The 19,559-nt window shown below is 67.7% G+C and carries 20 protein-coding genes; 5 read left to right on the top strand and 15 right to left on the bottom strand.

The annotated features are described in order from the left end of the window. Positions 1-329: 329 nt before the first annotated feature. Entirely contained in the window at positions 330-1,016 is a 687-nt protein-coding gene (locus E1263_RS21695) for an arginase family protein (RefSeq protein ID WP_238161374.1), read from the top strand. Here E1263_RS21695 and E1263_RS21700 read toward each other — a convergent pair. From E1263_RS21700 to E1263_RS21725, 6 genes are read right to left on the bottom strand one after another with little or no spacing between them, the layout of a single operon-like run. Beyond that, complete coding sequence (locus tag E1263_RS21700) at positions 1,009-1,515, bottom strand: hypothetical protein (RefSeq protein WP_132170210.1); 507 nt, start codon at positions 1,513-1,515, stop codon at positions 1,009-1,011. The genes E1263_RS21695 and E1263_RS21700 overlap by 8 nt on opposite strands. Before the next feature lie 53 nt (positions 1,516-1,568). Then, the gene (locus E1263_RS21705) at positions 1,569-2,618 is read right to left on the bottom strand and encodes a DUF2332 domain-containing protein (protein ID WP_132170212.1); all 1,050 of its coding nucleotides are present in this window, start codon (positions 2,616-2,618) and stop codon (positions 1,569-1,571) included. 9 nt (positions 2,619-2,627) lie between these two features. Further along, complete coding sequence (locus E1263_RS21710) at positions 2,628-3,650, bottom strand: DUF2332 domain-containing protein (protein WP_132170214.1); 1,023 nt, start codon at positions 3,648-3,650, stop codon at positions 2,628-2,630. Between the two features lie 10 nt (positions 3,651-3,660). Then, positions 3,661-5,919, bottom strand: coding sequence for a [protein-PII] uridylyltransferase (locus E1263_RS21715; RefSeq protein ID WP_132170216.1), 2,259 nt, complete (start codon positions 5,917-5,919; stop codon positions 3,661-3,663). Further along, on the bottom strand, positions 5,920-6,258 hold the full coding sequence (locus tag E1263_RS21720; RefSeq protein WP_132170218.1) for a P-II family nitrogen regulator: 339 nt from the start codon (positions 6,256-6,258) through the stop codon (positions 5,920-5,922). Then, positions 6,255-7,601, bottom strand: coding sequence for an ammonium transporter (locus E1263_RS21725; RefSeq protein ID WP_272949681.1), 1,347 nt, complete (start codon positions 7,599-7,601; stop codon positions 6,255-6,257). The genes E1263_RS21720 and E1263_RS21725 overlap by 4 nt, the downstream gene beginning before the upstream one ends. A 263-nt stretch (positions 7,602-7,864) precedes the next feature. Between E1263_RS21725 and E1263_RS21730 the strand changes: the two genes are divergently transcribed. After that, positions 7,865-8,470, top strand: coding sequence for a TetR/AcrR family transcriptional regulator (locus E1263_RS21730; RefSeq protein ID WP_238161375.1), 606 nt, complete (start codon positions 7,865-7,867; stop codon positions 8,468-8,470). 12 nt (positions 8,471-8,482) lie between these two features. Here E1263_RS21730 and E1263_RS21735 read toward each other — a convergent pair whose 3' ends face one another. The 3 genes from E1263_RS21735 to E1263_RS21745 all read right to left on the bottom strand — a co-directional run bounded on the left by E1263_RS21735 (position 8,483) and on the right by E1263_RS21745 (position 10,085). Next, a complete protein-coding gene (locus E1263_RS21735) occupies positions 8,483-8,689 on the bottom strand; it encodes a hypothetical protein (protein ID WP_132170222.1) in 207 nt (68 codons plus the stop codon). Beyond that, positions 8,686-8,967: a sigma factor-like helix-turn-helix DNA-binding protein gene (locus tag E1263_RS43735; protein WP_238161377.1), complete on the bottom strand. Its 282-nt coding sequence runs from the start codon at positions 8,965-8,967 to the stop codon at positions 8,686-8,688. The genes E1263_RS21735 and E1263_RS43735 overlap by 4 nt, the downstream gene beginning before the upstream one ends. 179 nt (positions 8,968-9,146) lie before the next feature. Further along, positions 9,147-10,085: an NAD(P)/FAD-dependent oxidoreductase gene (locus E1263_RS21745; RefSeq protein WP_132170226.1), complete on the bottom strand. Its 939-nt coding sequence runs from the start codon at positions 10,083-10,085 to the stop codon at positions 9,147-9,149. Positions 10,086-10,160: 75 nt separating this feature from the next. Here E1263_RS21745 and E1263_RS21750 point away from each other — a divergent pair, with 75 nt between their 5' ends. Together E1263_RS21750 and E1263_RS21755 are read left to right on the top strand one after the other, a co-directional pair. Then, positions 10,161-10,739: a helix-turn-helix domain-containing protein gene (locus tag E1263_RS21750; protein WP_132170228.1), complete on the top strand. Its 579-nt coding sequence runs from the start codon at positions 10,161-10,163 to the stop codon at positions 10,737-10,739. 37 nt (positions 10,740-10,776) lie between these two features. Further along, the gene (locus E1263_RS21755; protein ID WP_132170230.1) at positions 10,777-11,736 is read left to right on the top strand and encodes an asparaginase; all 960 of its coding nucleotides are present in this window, start codon (positions 10,777-10,779) and stop codon (positions 11,734-11,736) included. Here E1263_RS21755 and E1263_RS21760 read toward each other — a convergent pair. Together E1263_RS21760 and E1263_RS21765 are read right to left on the bottom strand one after the other, a co-directional pair. Further along, a complete protein-coding gene (locus E1263_RS21760; protein WP_132170232.1) occupies positions 11,708-12,931 on the bottom strand; it encodes an RNA polymerase sigma factor in 1,224 nt (407 codons plus the stop codon). The two genes, E1263_RS21755 and E1263_RS21760, sit on opposite strands and share 29 nt — an antisense overlap. Then, positions 12,909-13,316, bottom strand: coding sequence for a YciI family protein (locus tag E1263_RS21765; protein WP_132170234.1), 408 nt, complete (start codon positions 13,314-13,316; stop codon positions 12,909-12,911). Before E1263_RS21765 ends, E1263_RS21760 begins: the two co-directional genes overlap by 23 nt. Before the next feature lie 192 nt (positions 13,317-13,508). On the opposite strand from E1263_RS21765, the gene E1263_RS21770 reads away from it, so the two are divergent. Beyond that, positions 13,509-14,075, top strand: coding sequence for a malectin domain-containing carbohydrate-binding protein (locus tag E1263_RS21770; RefSeq protein ID WP_165956706.1), 567 nt, complete (start codon positions 13,509-13,511; stop codon positions 14,073-14,075). Positions 14,076-14,096: 21 nt separating this feature from the next. Here E1263_RS21770 and ftsY read toward each other — a convergent pair whose 3' ends face one another. Genes ftsY through cydB form a run of 4 tightly spaced genes read right to left on the bottom strand, consistent with a single transcriptional unit; the run spans position 14,097 to position 19,555 of the window. Beyond that, the gene (gene ftsY / locus E1263_RS21775; protein WP_132170238.1) at positions 14,097-15,278 is read right to left on the bottom strand and encodes a signal recognition particle-docking protein FtsY; all 1,182 of its coding nucleotides are present in this window, start codon (positions 15,276-15,278) and stop codon (positions 14,097-14,099) included. A 43-nt stretch (positions 15,279-15,321) separates the two neighbouring features. Next, complete coding sequence (gene cydC / locus E1263_RS21780; RefSeq protein ID WP_132170240.1) at positions 15,322-16,950, bottom strand: thiol reductant ABC exporter subunit CydC; 1,629 nt, start codon at positions 16,948-16,950, stop codon at positions 15,322-15,324. After that, the gene (cydD, locus tag E1263_RS21785; protein ID WP_132170242.1) at positions 16,947-18,572 is read right to left on the bottom strand and encodes a thiol reductant ABC exporter subunit CydD; all 1,626 of its coding nucleotides are present in this window, start codon (positions 18,570-18,572) and stop codon (positions 16,947-16,949) included. Before cydD ends, cydC begins: the two co-directional genes overlap by 4 nt. Continuing rightward, on the bottom strand, positions 18,569-19,555 hold the full coding sequence (gene cydB, locus E1263_RS21790) for a cytochrome d ubiquinol oxidase subunit II (RefSeq protein ID WP_132170244.1): 987 nt from the start codon (positions 19,553-19,555) through the stop codon (positions 18,569-18,571). The genes cydD and cydB overlap by 4 nt, the downstream gene beginning before the upstream one ends. Positions 19,556-19,559: the final 4 nt, after the last annotated feature.

Consider the following 19,559-nt stretch of genomic DNA (forward strand, 5'->3'; position numbering starts at 1 on the left):
GGGCAGGGGCGCCGGTGGTGGCTGGGATAGATCGGGGGAAGTCGCCCGGGCCTCGAGGCCGCGAGTAGCCCCGAAACGAGGCTACGATCCTCTAACCGGACGATGATTAATTACTGGTTAGGGAGAAGTCCATGGGGCGGAGTCGGGCAGTACTAGACGGGCCTTCGAACTTAGGGCTACGACCGCCAGCGGAAGGGACCGTACCGGGGTGCTACAAGCTCGCAGGCGCCCTGCGGGATCAGGGGATCGTCGAGCGGATCAGCGCTACCGACGCGGGATGCGTGGTCCCACCGAGATATGACCGGGGCGACTGGAAGCCAGGCGACGGCGTGTTCAACGCGACCGCCATGGCGTCGTACAGCGTGCGGTTGGCTGACCGGGTCGGCGGCCTCCTGGATGACGGGAAGTTCGTGGTGTTGCTGGGCGGGGAGTGCAGCAACCTGCTGGGGCCGGCGTTGGCGCTCAGGCGGCGCGGCCGGTACGGCGTGGTCTACCTGGACGGGCATTCGGACATGCGGACCGTCGACAACGACGAGTACGTCGGTGCTGCAGGTGGCGAGGCGTTGGCACTGGTGACTGGACGCGGGCAGGACGATCTGACCGACCTGGAGGGCCTCAAGCCGTACGTGCGCGACACCGACGCCGTGATGCTCGGCTACCGGGAGGACGAGTCCTATCTAGAGACCCTCGAAGAGGCAGGCATCCCGCACTGGTCGGCGCTCGACATCATGGCCGACGCCGAAGGCGCAGCCAGCGGAGTGCTCGGACACCTGGAAGGCCTCGACGGATTCTGGGTGCACCTGGACGTCGACATCCTGGACGCGGAGATCATGCCCGCGGTGGACAGCCCGGACCCGGGCGGGATCGACCATGCGCAACTGCAGAGCCTGCTGCGACCACTGCTTGCCAGCAAGAAGTGCGTCGGGATCGACATCGGCATCTATGACCCCGATCTCGATCCCGACCAGATCTACGCGGCGGAACTCACCGACACGTTGGTCGCAGCACTCAGCTGAACGAGACCGGGATGTAGACGTCGCCGGTGCGGTCGCTCGCGGCGAAGTGGTCGCGGCGGGAGACGATCGCGCAGGTGATGTCGGGGTCGCTGCAGTCGAGACCGGGGTTGACCTCCGCGATCCGGATCCGTGCGGTGAAGGTGCCATTGGAGGCGATCGGGTACGACGCGCTGCCACCGAGCGGGTTGTTCGTGACCCAGGCGGACGGGCCGACCGTCGTACCGCCCTGGCCGTCGCCACCGGCGCACGGGCTGGGCTTGGTGCCGTAGCTGTAGTCCGACGGGACAGCACACAGCGCGACGTAGTAGCCCTGGGCCGCGTTGTAGCCGCTACCGGTGACGGTGATGGTCTCGCCGGCCTTGGCCAGGCCGGTGGCGTTCGAGGCGTTCAAGGTCTTGCCGAGGTTCGTGGCGTTGCCGGGGGCTGCCGACGCCGGGGCGACGAGGCCGACGGTGAGGGCAGCGGCAGCGGTGAGAGTCAGAACGATACGACGCATCATCTGAGCGGGAACTCCCTTAAGATAGGTAAGCCTTACCTAACTTAGATTAGTCGTCAGCTGACCTCGAAAGGAAGATCCCAGACCATCCCTTGCCCGTGAGGATCAGCACGTCCGAGCACCCGCCGCACTCCGCCCGGCCAGGTCTGCAGCTCCACCAGGAACTCGTCGCCCCACTCGCTCGGCGACTCCAGCCGCAGCCGCGCCAACGGCGTCGACTCCCCCGCCGTCGCACCCAGCTCAGCCAACGCCGCATCCACCGCCGCCTGGTCCGCCGGAGTCAGGTAGTGCCACATGATCGAGTGCCAGAGCACAGTCACGTGCCCCTCCGAAAGCTCAAGCCCGCGTACGAACGACACCGCGTCTTCACGCCGCAGGTCGGCCGGCACCTCCCGCGCGATCGCCAGTGCGCCGCGCAACCGCGCCAGTCGCTCCAGCTGGTCCGCCCACACGTACGACGTCAGTGTCCGCGCGCCCTCCTCAGTCAGCGGGTTCACCGGCGACAGGTCGCTCCCCACCCGCTCTGCGATTCGCAGCGTCGCCCGCGGCACCTCCTGCCCCGACCAGGCGTTCTCAATGACCACCGGACTGCCTTCAGGCCCGTACGACGTTCCGTCCGCCAGGTTGAAGCGGAAGTGGTCAGCCCGCAGGTTCAGCCCGGCACTCGAACCGATCTCGCACAGCCGCACGGGCAGCGGGATCTGCTCAACCAGCTGCAGCAGACCGCCGTACAGGGCGACCGAGCGGCGGACCTCGTTGGTCTGCGGCGGCTGGAGCAGCACAGCCCGCAGTTCAGCAGCCCGTGACTGCAGCACTTGCTCAAACGCTTCCCAGCCGAGCACCGGGTCCCACTCGCCGCCAACACTCGGGTAGAAGCCCGCGAGCTCCGGCGCCTCCCCCGACAGCACCAGCCGATGCACAGCCCCCAGCAACGGCAGAGCGATCGCCTCGTCCCACTCATGCCCCTCATAGCTCCCGAGCACCCCAGTAGACGCACCACCAAGTTCGTAGTCGTCCACCATCCGCCGAAGCAGCTCGGCGTACATCGGGGAACCCAGTTCCTCGCACTCAACAGCCTGACGTTGGAGACCAGCAACGACACCCATACGTCGAGGTTAGAGCCAGACCAGGCCTTGGCCGTGGTCCTCGATCTGTCCGAGCACTCGCCGTACGCCACCAGGCCAGGTCTCTAGCTCGACCAAGAAGTCACCTGCCTCGGACGGCTCGAACCGCAGCCGCGCCAACGGCGTCGACTCGTCCGCCCGCTGCCCCAGCTCAGCCACGAGCTCGTCCACCGATGCACGGTCCGCGTCAGTCAGGTACTGCCACATGATCGAGTGCCACAACACCGTCACGTGCCCCGGCGACAGCTCCAGTCCGCGCACGAAGGAGACCGCGTCCTCACGCCGTACGTCGGCCGGCACGAGCTGCGCGACTTCCACAGCTGCCCGCAGCCGTGCCAACCGCTCAGCCATGTCCGCCCAGATGTACGACGTGAGGGTGCGGACGTCCTCGGCCGTCAACGGGTTCACGGGCGCGATGTCGGACCCGACGCGCTCAGCGATCCGCAGCGCGCCCGGCTCCAGCTTCCGCCCCGACCACGCGTCCTCAATGACCACCGGACTGTCGGCAGCGCCGTACGACTCACCATCCGCGACATAGCGGAAGTGATCGGCCCGCAGGTTGAGTCCAGCGCTCGCACCCATCTCAAACAACCGCACCGGCAACGGCACTTCCCGCACAAGCTGCAACAGACCGCCATAGAGCGCAGCCGACCGCCGTACCTCGTTGGTCTGCGGCGGTTGCGTCAACAGCGCTCGCACCTCACCGGACCGGGATTGCAGCACCTGCTCGAATGCCTCCCACCCGCGCACGGGGTCCCACACCCCACCAACACTCGGGTAGAACGCCGCAAGCTCAGGTGCCTCCCCTGCCAACACCAGACCGTGTACGGCGCCCAGCAACCGCAGCCCGATCACGGATCCGGGCGGCGGGTCCTCATATCCCGCCAGTACGACGCTGGCCACCCCGCCGATCTCGTAGCTATGCACGAGCCGTTGCAAGAGATCGGCGTACATCTGGGACCCGAGGGTCTCGCACCGGACGGCCTGACGCTGGAGAGATCCAAGGAGAAGCACGGCACCGAGACTACGAGCTCAAGCGGTCCAGCACTGTCTTGGCTGTGGTGCGCGCGTCCTCCTCCTCGAGGGGCGAGCCATGGCGATCGGTCAGGTAGAAGACGTCTACACACTCAGCGCCGAGCGTGCTGACGTGGGCAGAGCGGATGTCGGCGCCGGTGGCCGCGATGGCCGAGGCGACGTCGTACATGAGCCCTGGACGGTCATGCGCCCGCACCTGCAGGACAGTGGCGGTTTCGGATGCCCCTGGCAACAGGTCGACTCGACTGGCAACGCGAGGCGCAGACGAGTCCCGCGCGGCCAGGCGTCGTACGAGGTCAGTGTTGTCGCGGAGCGCGACCGCTAGCCGGTCTCGCAAGCGCACTGGGTCTGGTGCGGAACCAGCCACCGTCCACTGCGAGATGCCAAGCCCATCGGAAGACGTCACGACCGCAGCGCGCACAGAGAGCCGCTCAACAGCCAGTACGGCGGCCACTGTCGACAGTGTGCCCACCTGATCCGGTACGGCGACGTTGACGCGCAGGTCACCGTGGTGTTCGGTCACCGTCACGCCGAGTTGGCCGATGCCGACGACCTGCTGCAGTGCTGGGACCGGAATGGGTGGGGTGTCGGTCCACATCCCTTCGCCACCACCAGAGAGCTCACCGCGCACGCGCCGACACAGCTCACCGACCAGCCGCATCCTCCACGGCGATGAGGCCGCAGGGCCGGCTGCACGGGCATCGGCGTACGTGAGAGCTTCCAGCAGGTCCAGCGTCTCGGTGTCCCGGACAATCCCCGACACCAACTCAACCGTCATCGGGTCGTCCAGATCGCGCCGAGTAGCGACCTGCGCCAGCATCAGGTGCTGACGAACAAGCAGCGTGATGGTGTCGGAGTCCGTCTCGTTGAAACCGATTCGCCGCGCGATACGAGCGGCAATCACCGCACCGGTGACACTGTGGTCGCCGTCGACCGCCTTACCGAGGTCATGCACCAGCGCAGCGATCAGCAGCAGGTCAGGTCGCCGTACGTCGCGCACCATCTTCGACGCCTCGACACAGGTCTCCAGCAGATGCCTGTCCACAGTGAAGCGGTGGACCGCCGACTGCGGCGGCCGGAACCGGACGGTGTCCCACTCGGGCAGGATCCGCGAAATGTAGCCGGCCTGGTCCAGCGCCTCCCACACCTCAAGCAGTCCCTCACCTGCACCCAGCAGCGCGCACAGCAACCGTCGCGCCTCACCAGGCCAGGGCTCAGACAACGCCAACGCCTTGGTGGCCAACCGCGTGCACACAGCAGGCGACAGACCAAGCTCACGATCCGCAGCGACGGCCGCAGCGCGCAGACCCAGTACGGCGTCCCGCTCCGGCCGCGCATCCGGCATCAGCACGGCCTCACCCTCGTGCTGGCCGACACCCTCATCCAGTGCGAGCAGCAACGGCCCACCAGTCCGTTGGAACCGCCGTGTCCGCGGCGGCCGCGTCAGCAGGCTCTGCACCCGCCGCCACGACATGTCGCTCACATAGGCAAGCGTGCGGCCGGTCTCGTACACGTGCCGCAACAGCTCGTCCCGACCGTCCAGTCCGAGCCCGGCAGCGACCTCACCGGCCACATCCGCCACCAGGCGATCCGTCGCGCGACCAGCCACCGTGTGCAGCTCGTCGCGCACATCCAGCAGGTCTCGTCGAACCTTCTCCACCACGGGGTGCGGTACGTCGATCAACCACGACGCCACCAACGCACGCAGCACGACGGCATCCCGCAGACCGCCGTACGCCTCCTTCAAGTCTGGTTCGGCCAGATGAGCGAGCTCACCGACCGATGAGGCCCGATCGCGGCACGCCTGTGCCAGCTCGGGCAGCCTGGTCTTCGCCGTACGACGCCAGTCCGCCATCAGCACAGAGCGCAGCTCCAGCGTCAGATGCGAATCCCCGGCAACATGCCGCGCGTCCAGCAGCCCCAACGCAACCCGTACGTCGTCAGCCGCGGCCGACCGTGCCTGTTCGACTGTCCGGACACTGTGGTCGAGCTTGGTGCGCGAGTCCCACAACGGGTACCAGATCTGCGCGGCCAACTCGTCCAGCCGCGGGTACCCGTCGACGTGCAACAGCATCACGTCGAGATCGCTGTACGGCGAGAGCTCCTCCCGGCCGTAGCCGCCGACAGCGACCAGGGCAACGCCCTCGGTGGGCACACCGAGGGCGTCACAAGCCTTGGAGAGGAGCAGGTACAGCAGCGCGTCGGCTTCTTCAGCCCGCGCACGCCGCTGTGCTGCTCGGTCCACCATCTAGAGAGCGTCTCCGTCCAGCTCACCGGTGCGCACGCGCACGATGGTCTCGACGTGAGTCACCCAGACCTTGCCGTCACCGATCTTGCCGGTCTGCGCGGCCTTCACGATCACGTCGACCACCTCGGCGCCGTCACTGTCCTCGACGACCACCTCGAGCCGCACCTTCGGGACCAGGTCCACCTCGTACTCGGCGCCCCGGTAGACCTCGGTGTGGCCCTTCTGCCGGCCGTAACCGCTCGCCTCGGACACTGTCATGCCGGTGACGCCGAACGTCTCCAGAGCAGCCCGGACGTCTTCCAGCTTGTGCGGCTTGACCACTGCGGTGATCAGCTTCATGCGTTGGCACCTTCCTTCTCGGAAGCCTCGGTGGACCCATTGTCGGTGGTCGCCGCAACTGGGCGGGCCGACAGCGCGCCGCGCACACCGCTCGCGCTGAGGAAGTCGTACGCCGTCTCCGCGTGCTCGACCTGGTCGACACCGGTGACCTCGTCCTCTTCGGCGAGCCGGAAGCCGATGGTCTTGTCGATGATCTTGGCCAGGATGAAGGCGACCACGAAGGAGTAGACACCGACCGCCACGTTGGCCAGCGCCTGCCGGCCGAGCTGATCGACACCGCCGCCGTAGAAGAGGCCGTCGACCGCCGACGGCGCCGCCGCGGTGCCGAGCAGGCCGATCGCCAGCGAACCGAACAGACCGCCGACCAGGTGCACGCCGACCACGTCGAGCGAGTCGTCGAAGCCGAGCTTGTACTTCAGCGAGACCGCGAAGCAGCAGATCGCACCGGCGAAGATGCCGAGGATGATCGCGCCGATCGGGCTGACCGCGCCACAGGCCGGGGTGATCGCGACCAGACCGGCGACCGCACCGGAGGCCAGCCCCAGTGTCGTTGCCTTGCCGTGCACGATCCGCTCGACGATCAGCCAGCCGATCACCGCGGCCGCGGTGGCGACCTGGGTGTTCACGAAGGTGATCGCAGCGGTGCTGCCCGCACTCAGCGCCGAGCCGGCGTTGAAGCCGAACCAGCCGAACCACAGCAGCGCGGCACCGAGCAGGACCAGCGGCAGGCTGTGCGGCCGCATCGGGTCCTTCTTCCAGCCGACCCGCTTGCCCAGCACGATCGCCAGGGCCAGCGCAGCCGCACCGGCGTTCACGTGGACCGCCGTACCGCCGGCGAAGTCGATCGCCTTCAGCTTGTCGCCGATCCAGCCGCCGTTGCCGTCGTCCAGGAACCACACCGAGTGCGCGACCGGGAAGTACACCAGGCACGTCCAGCCGGCCACGAACGCGATCCAGCCGCGGAACGTCACCCGGTCGGCGATGGCACCCGAGATCAGCGCCGGGGTGATGATCGCGAACATCATCTGGAAGACGACGTACGCCAGCGCCGGGGTTGTCCCGATCACTGCCTCGGGCGCCAGCAGCTTGCCGAGCCCGACCTCGGAGAAGTTCCCGATCACGTGCCCGTTGTCACCGCCGAACGTCAGCGAGTAACCAACCACCACCCACAAGATGGTGACGACGGCGATGGTGATGAAGCTCATCATCATCATGTTCAGCACGCTCTTTACGCGCACCATGCCGCCGTAGAAGAAAGCCAGGCCCGGTGTCATCAGCATCACCAGGGCGGCGCTAGCCAAGACCCAGGCAGTATCGCCGGCGTTGATCTCCATCAACGTCATCCCTTCCATGCTCATCAGTTGGCGGCCGGCGTCCTCAATCGGGAGAACTCCACAACTCCGGGGAGCCCGCGCCCAGCCACTTCGCACACGGTGTCGGGACGGGGTTTCAGCCGATCGGTGGATTTGTTTCCGGCATGTGACAAAGCGGCCGCCCAGGTGACATCGGCGTGACATGGGCTGTTGCGGGGTTCGGTATGGCACTCTGGCCTGGACCACACGGGGCCGCAGCCGCGCCACTGCTCCCGTCCGAAGTAGGGAACGAAATGGAGATCGATCACGGGGTGACGCCGCGCCGCGGCAGACCACGGGACCCTGATGCGGAACCAAGAATCCGCCAGTACGCCGTGCAACTGCTCTTGGAGCGTGGTTTCGACGGTATGACGGTGGACGATGTCGCCGAGGCCGCAGGAGTCGGCAAAGCGACGATCTACCGGCGGTGGGCGAGCAAAGAGGAGCTCGCCAACGATGCGATGGCCGGTCTGTTCGACATCGAGATTCCCGATGCCGACACCGGTTCGCTGGCTGGGGACCTGCTAGAGGTCTACAGCAATGCACTGACGTTCGTGAACGACCCGACCGGAGTCGCACTGATGCGGCTGGGGATCACCGAGGCCAACCGCGACGAGCGGTCGGCGGGGATCTACCGATCGTTGCTCGATCGCCGGATCGAGCTCACAAAGGCTGCCCTGGAACGCGCCTGGGCCCGAGGTGAGCCGATTCGCCGCTCGGCCGATCCGGTCATGATGGTGCAGTGGCTGTCCGGTCTGTTCGTGCTGCGGATCGTTCTGAACGAGCCGATGCCGAAGCTCGAGGACGCCGATCACCTGGTGGAGATCACGTTGCGAGTGATCAGGGAGCCCTCAGCCTAGAGGGCACAGCCGTCAGCCTGAGACGGGTAACCAGCCAGCGGCAAACGCGACTGCGACGACCAGTGCGATCCCAAGCGCCACCAGTACTCCGACGACCGTCGTACGGCGTCGGCGGCGCTTGAGGATCACACCGGTCGTCCAGGCGCGGTCGGCCAGGTGCACCTCCGGCAGGTCGTCGGAAACCTGGCCGAGCAGCGGTCCGATGTCTTCGCGTCTCATCGACTCTCCCCGGCCGCGATAGCGCTGCGAAACCGTTCGAACGCGGACAGTCCCTGCGCATGGACGGCGGTGTGCGACATGGTCAGGATGTCGGCCACTTCGAACTCGGTGAGCTCTTCCAGGTGCAACAGCACCAGAACGGTCCGCTGAGTAGGTGTGAGGTCCGCCAGGGCCTGTTCGAGCGGGTTTTCAGTGTCCGGAAAGGGCCGCAGCCGACTCCAGCGGGTCAGAGCCGGCTGGTAAAGCAAACGTTGGACGAAGACGTCCGGATCATCCACCTTCGGCCAGTGCAGTGACAGCCTGCTGAACGCATGCAACAGAGCGCGCTCAGCCCTCCCCAGCTCTCCATACACAAGGTACGCAGTACGAAACCATCTACCCTGTCGCGCATCAACGAACGATGCGAACTCCGGGTCGACCGAGTGTTGCATCCACCCTCCCGGGTCTATTCAACCTCTCAACCACCTCGCACGGCGAGAGCCAAGCGCGTCTCTTCTGCGATCAGATCCCCATTGATCGCAGCGCCGGCCCGTAGCCCCGCACCGGCCGCGTGGAGGACCTGTGCCATCGGGTCGGTGACGTTGCCTGCTGCAAAGACTCCTGGCACCGCAGTCTCGCCCTTACCGTCCACCTCGATCGCATCGCCGTAGACAGCGCCGGCAGCCTCCATCACTGTCGTCTTGAGCCCCAGATCAACCAGGAAGTCGGCTTTGACGCGCAGAGTGGTCTGGACCGTCAGTACCTCGCGTGGGATGACCTTGCCACCCTCCAGCCGCACACCGGTGAGCTTTCCGTCCGCTACCTCGACCTGCTCGACCTTCCCTTGTACGACAGCGATCTGGCGCGCAGCGAGTTCTTCCCACTGCTCGTCCGTCAGGTCTGGACCGGTGTGCAGGAAGAGCGTCACGTCATCACTCAGCTGCCGGAACATCTGCGCCTGGTGCACTGCCATCGGACCGGTCGCCAGTACGCCGATCGCCTGGTCCTGCACCTCCCAGCCGTGGCAGTACGGGCAGTGCAGCACGTCCTTGCCCCACTGCTCAGCCAGTCCGGCCACATCAGGCAGTACGTCGGTCAGTCCGCTCGTCACCAGCACCCGCCGCCCCTGGTACGTCGTACCGTCCGCCAGCTCGACTGTGAACGGGTCACCCGGCCGGACCGCGGTGACAGTGCCGGTGGCGAACTGACCGCCGTACCCGGTGACCTCTTCACGGCCGAGGGCGTAGATCTCGCTCGGCGCGGTCCCGTCCCGGGTCAGGAAGTTGTGCACCGCATCCGCCGGGGCGTTGCGCGGGCGACCGTCGTCGATCACCAGGACCGACCGGCGCGACCGCACCAGCGCCAACGCCCCACTCAGCCCCGCGGCACCGCCGCCGATCACAATCACGTCGTACATGTGAAGCTCCTCTCGATTACTTCGAGCTTCGTCCGCTTTCTCGTTTTCGACAACAATCTTTGCCAGAATGGCAATATGGAAGCCTTCGAGGATGTCCTGGAAGCAGTAGGACCGCGGTTGAAAGCGCTGCGGGTCGAGCGCGGAACGACGCTGGCACAGTTGTCTGAGTCGACCGGGATCTCGGTGAGCACGCTGTCGCGGCTGGAGTCCGGGCAGCGCAAGCCGACGCTGGAGCTGTTGTTGCCGTTGGCCCGCGCCCACCAGGTGCAGCTGGACGAGCTGGTGGACGCTCCGACCACAGGTGATCCGCGGGTCCACTTCAAACCGGTCAAGCACCACGGCGGCGCAACCATCATTCCGCTCAGCAAACGGCCCGGCGGACTGCAGGCGTACAAACAGATCGTGCCGGCGGGCTGGCCGGGCGGAGAGGTCTCGCAGAAGACGCATGAGGGCTACGACTGGGTCTATGTGCTGTCCGGGAAGCTCCGGATCGTGCTCGGCGACAACGACTTCATCCTGACGGCCGGAGAGGTCGCCGAGTTCGACACTCGCGTGCCGCACTGGTTCGGCAACGCCGCATCCGGACCGACCGAGATGCTGTGCCTGTACGGACCGCAGGGGGAGCGGATGCACGTCCGGGCGCGCACCCGCTAATCTGCGCCAGTCGATCCGCACTGTTGAGGAGCTGGTAGTGAGCGTCGCGTTGTTCACCTTGGGCGGCACCATCGCGATGGCCGGCGATCGCCGGCTGGACGGAGCGGCTCTGACCGCGGCTGTCCCCGGTCTGGCCGAGTTGGGCCAGCCGGTGGAGATCCAGGACATCGAAGCGGTCCCCAGCGCCAATCTGACCGCAGCCAAGATGCTCGAGGTCGTGGACGCCGCATCGAAGGCAGTGGCCGCCGGCGCGACCGGTGTCGTGGTCACTCAAGGCACTGACACGCTGGAAGAGACGTCGTTCCTGGTGGACCAGGTGTGGCCGCACTCGCAGCCGTTCGTGCTCACCGGCGCGATGCGCAACCCCACCCTGGCCGGGCCGGACGGACCGGCCAATCTGCTCGCCGCATGCCGCGTTGCCTGCTCCCCCGCAGCCCGCGACCTCGGTGCGCTGGTGGTGTTCAAAGAAGAGATCCACGCCGCCCGCTGGGTCCGCAAGACCCACAGCACCAGTACGGCGACCTTCGCGTCACCGAACGTCGGGCCGATCGGCCATGTGGTCGAGGACCAGGTCCGCATCCTCGCCCGGCCGACGCGACTCGACGGCGTACAGGGCAGTGCGGAGCCAGCCGACTTGGACGCCAACCGGGTAGCGCTCTACACGCTGACCATGGACGACGATGGGCTGCTGCTGAAGGGCTTGGCCGACACTCACCAGGGTCTGGTGGTGGCCGGGTTCGGTGCGGGACATGTCCCGGCCGCACTCACTCCGGTGCTCGGTGAGCTCGCAGCGGCGATGCCCGTCGTACTGACGTCGCGCACTGGTGGCGGATCGATCCTGCGGAACACGTACCGGGCTGCGGGCTCGGAGATCGACCTGCTGCAGCGTGGGCTGATCGACGGCGGCTTCCTCGACCCTTACAAGGCCCGAGTGCTCCTTCGGTTGCTGCTGGCAACCGATGACGACATCAGTGCGGCGTTCGCTCAGTATCAGTGAGGGCCGCAGCTTTCTTCAGCAGGTAGTCGCGCTCCGGCAGACTCGTCGTACTGCGCGCAGCTTCCCGGAAGTGCTCCACCGCAGTGTCATAGTCGCCGCGCATCTCGTACAGGTGCCCGCGGGTCGCATCCAACCGGTGGTTGCCACTCAGCTCCTTGTCCAGCGGCTCCAGCAGCTTCAGGCCCGCATCGGGGCCGTCCACCAAGGCGGCCGCGATGGCGCGGTTCAGCTTCACCATCGGGTTGCCGGACAGGTCCTCCAACAGGCCGTAGAGCGCGAAGATCTGCGGCCAGTCGGTGTCCTCCGCGCGCGGGACCTCGTCATGGAGGGCAGCGATCGCGGCCTGCAGCTGGTACTCGCCGAGCGGCGGCGTGTGGAAGGCCTTGACGGCCAGCTCGACGCCCTCAGCGATGTAGTCCGCGTTCCAGAGCGTCCGGTCCTGTTCGGCCAGCGGGATGAGCTCTCCGGCGCTACCGGTGCGTGCTGCCCGGCGTGCGTCCGTCAGCAGCATCAGAGCCAACAGACCGGTCACCTGCCCGTCCTCTAGCTGGGCATGCACCGCACGCGTCAGCCGGATCGCCTCACTCGACAGGTCGCTCCGCTGCAGCTCTGCGCCGCTACTGCTCGCATAGCCCTCGTTGAACATCAGATAGAGCACATGCAGTACGTTGCGCAGCCGGTCCGCATCGGCGGTCAGCTCGAACGTCGCACCCTTGAGCTTGCTCTTGGCTCGGCTGATCCGCTGCGCCATCGTTGCCTCTGGCACCAAGTACGCCGTGGCGATCTCGGCCGTGGTGAGCCCGCCGACCGCCCGCAACGTCAGTGCGATCGCCGAACCCGGCGTGAGCCCCGGGTGGCAGCACAGGAACAGCAGCCGGAGTGTGTCGTCGTACTCCTCGACCTCTTCCGGCGGCAGCTCGCGCAGCGCAGCGCGCTCCTCACGGAGTCGCCGCGCCTGCGACTGCCGCACCTCGTCGATGAACCGCCGCGACGCGGCCTGGATCAGCCAGGCCTTCGGACTGTCCGGCCACCCGTCCCGCGGCCACGTGGTCGCAGCCGCCAGCAAAGCCTCCTGTACGGCGTCCTCGGCCGCGGCGAAGTCGCCGGACCGGCGCACCACCGCACCGAGGACCTGCGGCGTCAGCTCACGCAGCAGGTCCTCAAGGCGATGGTCAGATGTCCCAGAAGTCTGCATCCGAACCCATCAGTCGGCGGACCTCGATCGGCTGCTCGAGGGGAAGGCCACCGGGCCCAGGCGCACTGGACTGCTCGGCTGCGATCTCCAGCGCACGCTCCTCGGACTCGACGTCGATCAGCGTGTAACCGGCCAGGATCTCCTTGGCCTCGGCATACGGCCCGTCGGTGATCACGGGCGCGCTCACGCTCGCGGCGCGGACCACCTTCGCGTGCTTCGGCCAGGTCAGCCCCTGCACCTCAACCAGCTCGCCACGCTCACGCATCCGGTCCAGGCTTGCGGTCAGGTGGTCGAGGTGGGCCTGCCGGTCCGCCTCGTCCCAGTCGTGCATCGTCGTCTCGGCCTTGCCGCCGTCGTGGTTCATCAGCAACAGAAACTTGGTCATCTCAGGGTCCTCCATGGTTGTGCTTTTCCCGGAGGACGAAGCCAGTGCCGGGTTCTCGACATGCTGCCACAGGTACCACAGGGTTCTGGTTCCGGAACCGGAACCGCCTTCTCGGGGAACGTTCCCCCTGCTAGCGTCCCCGACGCTCAGTACCCACTCGCAGTACCCACTCGACATAGGAGAGTCCCGTCCATGTTCACTCCCCTTCGTACTGCTCTGGCCAGCCTCGCCGTGCTGTCTGCGGCCCTGCTCGGCACCGGTGTCGCCCACGCCGACGCCCCGATCAGCATCGACACCGGCGGCGTCGGTGAAGGCGTCTTCGTCGCCGACAGGTTCGGCGACGGCAACGGCCTGACCGACACCAAGCCGGCCAACCGGGTCGGCCTCGCCAACTGGCGCACCACGCACCCCGTCCCCGCTTCGGTCATGTCCAACGCCCGCTACCTGGAGAACTCCTACACCGTCCCCGGGCTCACCCCCGGCGCGAGCTACGAGGTCCGCCTCTACTTCATGGAGTGGTACTTCAAGGTCCCCGGTCAGCGCGTCTTCGACGTCGCGGTGAACGGAACCAAGGTGCTGACCAACTTCGACATTCTGCAGACCGTCCGCGACCTCGGCGGTGACGGCGGTGCCGCCTTCGGGATCGAGAAGTACTTCACCGTCACCGCGGACGCCGACGGTGTCCTGAAGATCGACTTCCTGCGCGGCAGCGCCGACCAGCCGCTGATCAACGCGCTGGCCGTCGTCCCGGCGGCCTGAGGCCGTCGTAGTCCAGCAGGCTTAGTCCAGCAGGGCGTCGACGAACTGCTCCGAGTCGAACGGGGCCAGGTCGTCGGCGCCCTCACCCAGTCCGACCAGCTTCACCGGTACGCCGAGCTCGCGCTGCACCGCGATCACGATGCCACCCTTCGCCGTACCGTCGAGCTTGGTCAGCACCAGGCCGGTCACGTTGATGACGTCGGCGAAGACGCGGGCCTGGGTGAGGCCGTTCTGGCCGGTGGTGGCGTCGATGACGAGCAGCACCTCGTCGACCTCGGCCGACTTCTCGATGACGCGCTTCACCTTGCCGAGCTCGTCCATCAGGCCGGTCTTGGTGTGCAGCCGCCCGGCAGTGTCGATCAGGACGACGTCTGCCTCCTCGGCGATGCCCTGCTTGACCGCGTCGAACGCGATGCTGGCCGGGTCGCCACCCTCCGGACCACGCACGGTCCGAGCGCCCACGCGCTCGCCCCAGGTCTGCAGCTGATCCGCGGCCGCGGCCCGGAACGTATCCGCCGCACCCAGTACGACGTGCTTGTCCTCAGCGACCAGCACCCGGGCCAGCCGCCCCACGGTCGTGGTCTTGCCGGTCCCGTTGACGCCAACGACCAGCACGACGGCCGGCTGCGTGTCCTTGCGAGTCACGGCGAGCGTGCGGTCCATCGACGGGTCGACGAGAGCGATCAGCTCCTCGCGGAGGATGTCGCGCGCCTGCGCGGCTCCGACGCCCTCGACCCGCATCCGCGTCCGCAGCTTCTCCACCAGCTCCTGCGTGGGCGCCACACCGACGTCGGCGGTGATGAGGGTGGTCTCGATGTCCTCCCAGGCCTCCTCGTCGAGCTTGTCGCGCGACAGCAGCGCGAGCAGACCCTTCCCGAGGGAACCCTGCGACCGCGCCAGCCGAGCGCGCAGCCGGACGAGTCGGCCCTGGGCCGACTCGGGCTTCTCGACGGTCGGCGCCTGCTCGGGCAGCTCGGTGTCCTCAACCGTCCGCGTCGGTGTGTCCCGCGGCGTCTCGGCGTCATCGCCGACCTGCGGCTCCGCGGTCTCCAGCGGCGCGGGCTGGTCGGCCTGCGGCAGCGCGGAACGGCGTCGTCGCGTCACGACGATTCCGGCAGCACCACCCACCACGAGGAGTGCGACCACGAGAATCGCGATCAGGACCGGGTCCGTCAGCAGGGTGACAAGCTCTGGGGTCAACACGGTTACTCATCTTGGCAGACGCTCGGCCCGCCGCCCGCATTTGTCACGTCAGGTTCATCGTCTGTCGCCGTGCGTGAGCAGGCACCAGGTCAGGTCGGTGCGTCAGCAGGACGACGGTGCGTTTACCAGCGGCCGCGAACAGGTCCGCCAGCAGTGCTCGGCCGGTCTCCTCATCCAGATGCTCGGTCGGCTCATCCAGCACCAGTACGTCGCGATCCGCGAGCAGGAGCCGTGCGAACGCGAGCCGCTGTCGCTCACCACCCGATAGCCGAGCACCGTGCTCGCCGACCATCGTGTCCAACCCATCCGGCAGGCCCTCGACGAACACACCCAGCCGAGCGAGGTAGAGCGCCCGCCACAGCCGCAGATCACTCGCACCAGGCTTCGCGAGCAGCAGGTTCTCCCGGATGGTCGTGTCGAACACATGACTCTCCTGGGTCAGCAGCCCGACCACCGAGCGCACCTGATCGCCCTCAAGGCTCGCCAGATCCACTCCGCCCAGCAGCACCTCACCGCTGCGCGGCTCCAGGAACCGGAGCAGCACGGACGCCAGCGTGCTCTTCCCTGAACCACTCGCTCCGGTGATCACCACCCGGCTCCCGGCCGGCATGTCCAGGCTGAGCCCGGCCAACACGTCATCCTCGCCGTACCCGACGCGCAACTGCTTCACCTCCAAGCCACGCCCCTGCGGCAATGCCACCGGCATCGCGGGCTCCCGCACCGGCTCCGGCGCGTCGACCAACTCCTGCACCCGACCGAGGGCGGCGCGAACACGGATAACGAGCTGAGCAGCCGCGGGGATTCCACCGAGGACATCTGCCAGGGCGAGCGGTGTAAGGACAAGCACGGCGAACACCGCGCCGGTGATGTTCGCCGTGCTGCCCAGCACCAGCCCCGCGATACTCGCACCGCCCACACACAGCACCAGCAGCGCGCCACCGAGCCCAGCGCTCCAGGCCGACCGACGCTCCGCCGCCGCGAGCCGGTCGTCGTGTGCACTGAAGGCGGCCATCACGTCGTCCACCGCGTTGAAGGCCACGATGTCGCCTGCGGTCAGCAACGTCTCAGTGGCCGCCGCCGCCACCTCACCCCGCTCCCCCGCAATCCGACGCTCCGCCCGCGCAGCCGTCCAGGCTGTTAGCCACGGAACGATCGTGCACGCGATCAGGACCGCCACGGCGACCGCTACCCCAGCCGTCGGCAACAGGAGCACCAGCAACACCACCGTCGCAAAGGCCGTCACCGCCGCCACGGCAACCGGTAGCAACACCCGCAACCACAGGTCGAGCACCGCATCCACGTCCAGCACTAACCGCGCCAGCAGATCGCCCTGCCGCCGGCCACTCAACCCACCCGGCGCAATCCGCTCCAGCCGCCCGGTGATCCGAGCCCGCGTCTCCCCCAGCACCCGGTACGCCGCGTCATGGCCGGCCAGCCGCTCGACGTACCGGAAGACACCCCGGCCCACCCCGAACGCCCGCACTGCCACGATCGGCACCAGCAGGATCAGCACTGGCGGCTGAGCCGCAGCGGTAGTAATCAGCCAAGCCGATGTAGCCAGCAGCGCCACCGCCGACCCCGACGCCGCCACCCCCGCGACCAGCGCCAGCACCAGCCGCCACCACACGCGGCCCTCCGGCCGCACTAGCTCCCAACCCTTCATGCCCCTCATACGCTCACCAGCTCTCGGCTTCCGACCACGACAGCTCGGTCGGCGGCTGCGATCAGTGCCGGGCGGTGGGCGACCATCAGGACAGTTCGGCCAGTTGCTCGAAGGCCGGCAACGACGGCCGCTTCGGCCTCCGCGTCCAGCCCGGCGGTGGGTTCGTCGAGCAGCAGCACGGGCGCATCCGTCACCAGCGCCCGGGCCAGCGCCACCCGCCGTTGCTGACCACCCGAGAGCAGTTGGCCGCGCTCCCCCACTGCTTTGTCGAGCTCCAGCTCACTGGCTCCGGCTGCCAGCAGCGCCAGCCGCACCTCGTCGTCCGACGCTGCGGGCCGACCGAGCCGGACGTTGTCCGCGACCGTCCCCATCCGCAGGCCCGGACGCTGCGGAACCCAGGCGAACTGCCGCCGCCACTCCGTCGGCTCAAACTCGTCCGCCGCACTCCCGCCGACCACAACGACACCCCGCTCCGGGGCCACAAACCCCAGCAACACCGAAAGCACCGTCGACTTCCCCGCACCACTAGCTCCGGTGAGTGCGACCACCTCTCCCGGCCTAACCTCCAGGTCAAACCCCTCCAACGCCGGCTCCGCACGACCCGGATACCGCACAGTCACGTCATACAGCTGCAAGGTGTTCGTCCGCAGATCCGGTACGTCGATCCGAGCACCACGCTCGGGCAGTGGCGTCTCCAGCACCCGGAACACCTCTTCGCTGGCCGCAACCCCATCCGCACTCGCGTGGAACTGCATCCCGACCTGACGCAACGGCAGGTACGCCTCCGGCGCAAGGATCAGCACCATCAGCGCGGTCTCCAGCCCGAGGTGTCCGTTGATCAAGCGCAGCCCAACCCCAACAGCCACCAGCGCCACCGAGATGCTGGCCAGCAGTTCGAGCGCGAACGACGACAGGAACGCCACACGCAGGCTGCTCATCGACGCAACGCGATGCCGATCCGTCACCCGCCGTACGGCGTCTTCCTGCGCCTTCGCTCGACCGAACAGCTTGAGTGTCGGCAGACCGGTCACGACATCAGTGAAGTGATGCGCCAGCACGCCCAGCGCCCGCTGCCGCCGTCGACTGTGCGCCTGGGTCGCCCAGCCGATCAACGCCATGAAGATCGGAATCAGCGGCAGCGTCACCAGGACTGTCCCCGCCGCGATCAGATCGCCGGTCGCCATCCAGCCGACCACACCCGCCGGGACCGTTGCCGCAAGCACCAATTGGGGCAGGTAGCGCGCGAAGTAGGGGTCCAGGTCGTCGAGCCCCTTGGTCAGCAACGTGGTCAGCGCACTACTGCGCTCACCGCTCAGCCACACCGGACCGAGCTTCAGCGCGTGCTCCAGCACCTGCCGCCGCAGCGTGGACTTCACCGCAGCCGCAGCGCGCTGCGCCACCACCTCCTGCAGCCACAGCAGCGCCGCGCGCCCAGCCACCACCGCAGCCAGCGCCCACACAACCCCCGTCACGTCAGCGCCGTGCAACACCACCCCTGCGATCCCGCGCGCCAGCAAAACTGCCTGCACCACGATCAGGGCGCCACTAGCGACACCGATGACCACTGAGGCCACCAGGAAAGCCCGGGCCGCACGAGCCCGGCGCAACAGCCGTGGGTCCAGGGGCTTCATGCTGCCACCACGACCCGCTTGCGGAAGACCCAGTACGTCCAGCCCTGGTAGAGCAACACGAGCGGAGTGAAGATCGCGGCGATGATCGTCAGGATCTTCAACGTGTACGCCGTTGAGGCCGCCTCGACCGCGGTCAGCGTCGATTGGGGATCGAGCGTGGACGGGATCACCACCGGGAACAGCGCGGCGAACAGCGACACCACCGCCAGCCCGGTAGCGACCGCCGTACCGGTGAAGGCCCAGCCTTCGCGCCCGAACCGGTTGGCCACGAGACCGCCGACCAAGGCCAGGGCCGCAGCAGCTGCCACGATCGCCGAGCCGGTGTCGCCGCGCAGCGCCTGCGCCCACCAGAGGAAGCCGACGGCCAGCACTGCCGTCACTGCACCGAGCCGCCCGGCCAGCCGGTTCGCTCGCTCGCGCAGAACGCCCTCCGTCCGCAGCGCCAGGAAGATCGCGCCATGTGTGACGAACACCGCCACGAACGTCACTCCGCCAAGCAGGGCGAACGGCCCGAACAGATCGCCGAGACTGCCGACAAACTCGTAGGAGTTGTCCAGCGGCACGCCCCGGACCAAGTTGGCGAAGATGATGCCCCAGAGGAATGCCGGCACGATCGAGCCGATGACGATCAGGGTGTCCATCCGGCCGCGCCACTCCAGATCGGCCCGCTTCCCGCGATACTCCAGGGCGACACCGCGCAGGATCAGCGCCACCAGAATCGCGAACAGCGGCAGGTAGAACCCGCTGAACAGCGTCGCGTACCACTCCGGGAACGCGGCGAACGTGGCCGCGCCGGCCGTGACCAGCCACACCTCGTTCCCGTCCCAGACCGGACCGATCGTGGTGATCGTCGCCCGGCGCTCGGGCTCGTCGCGGCCGATCACCCGCAGCAGCGCGCCGACGCCGAAGTCGAAACCCTCCAGCACGAAGTAGCCGGTCCACATCCCCGCGATCACGAGGAACCAGACAGTCGTGAGCTCCATCAGT

This window comes from Kribbella antibiotica (assembly GCF_004349055.1).
GTDB classification, from domain to species: domain Bacteria; phylum Actinomycetota; class Actinomycetes; order Propionibacteriales; family Kribbellaceae; genus Kribbella; species Kribbella antibiotica.

Bases quoted from the DNA above. Each gene is read 5' to 3' on its own strand.
- cydB (WP_132170244.1), bottom strand. From the start codon at position 19,555: ATGGAGCTCACGACTGTCTGGTTCCTCGTGATCGCGGGGATGTGGACC.
- cydD (WP_132170242.1), bottom strand. From the start codon at position 18,572: ATGAAGCCCCTGGACCCACGGCTGTTGCGCCGGGCTCGTGCGGCCCGG.
- E1263_RS21745 (WP_132170226.1), bottom strand. From the start codon at position 10,085: ATGTACGACGTGATTGTGATCGGCGGCGGTGCCGCGGGGCTGAGTGGG.
- E1263_RS21700 (WP_132170210.1), bottom strand. From the start codon at position 1,515: ATGATGCGTCGTATCGTTCTGACTCTCACCGCTGCCGCTGCCCTCACC.
- E1263_RS21760 (WP_132170232.1), bottom strand. From the start codon at position 12,931: ATGCAGACTTCTGGGACATCTGACCATCGCCTTGAGGACCTGCTGCGT.
- E1263_RS21770 (WP_165956706.1), top strand. From the start codon at position 13,509: ATGTTCACTCCCCTTCGTACTGCTCTGGCCAGCCTCGCCGTGCTGTCT.
- E1263_RS21750 (WP_132170228.1), top strand. From the start codon at position 10,161: ATGGAAGCCTTCGAGGATGTCCTGGAAGCAGTAGGACCGCGGTTGAAA.
- E1263_RS21720 (WP_132170218.1), bottom strand. From the start codon at position 6,258: ATGAAGCTGATCACCGCAGTGGTCAAGCCGCACAAGCTGGAAGACGTC.
- cydC (WP_132170240.1), bottom strand. From the start codon at position 16,950: ATGAGGGGCATGAAGGGTTGGGAGCTAGTGCGGCCGGAGGGCCGCGTG.
- E1263_RS21730 (WP_238161375.1), top strand. From the start codon at position 7,865: ATGGAGATCGATCACGGGGTGACGCCGCGCCGCGGCAGACCACGGGAC.
- E1263_RS21715 (WP_132170216.1), bottom strand. From the start codon at position 5,919: ATGGTGGACCGAGCAGCACAGCGGCGTGCGCGGGCTGAAGAAGCCGAC.
- E1263_RS21735 (WP_132170222.1), bottom strand. From the start codon at position 8,689: ATGAGACGCGAAGACATCGGACCGCTGCTCGGCCAGGTTTCCGACGAC.
- E1263_RS21765 (WP_132170234.1), bottom strand. From the start codon at position 13,316: ATGACCAAGTTTCTGTTGCTGATGAACCACGACGGCGGCAAGGCCGAG.
- E1263_RS21725 (WP_272949681.1), bottom strand. From the start codon at position 7,601: ATGACGTTGATGGAGATCAACGCCGGCGATACTGCCTGGGTCTTGGCT.
- E1263_RS21705 (WP_132170212.1), bottom strand. From the start codon at position 2,618: ATGGGTGTCGTTGCTGGTCTCCAACGTCAGGCTGTTGAGTGCGAGGAA.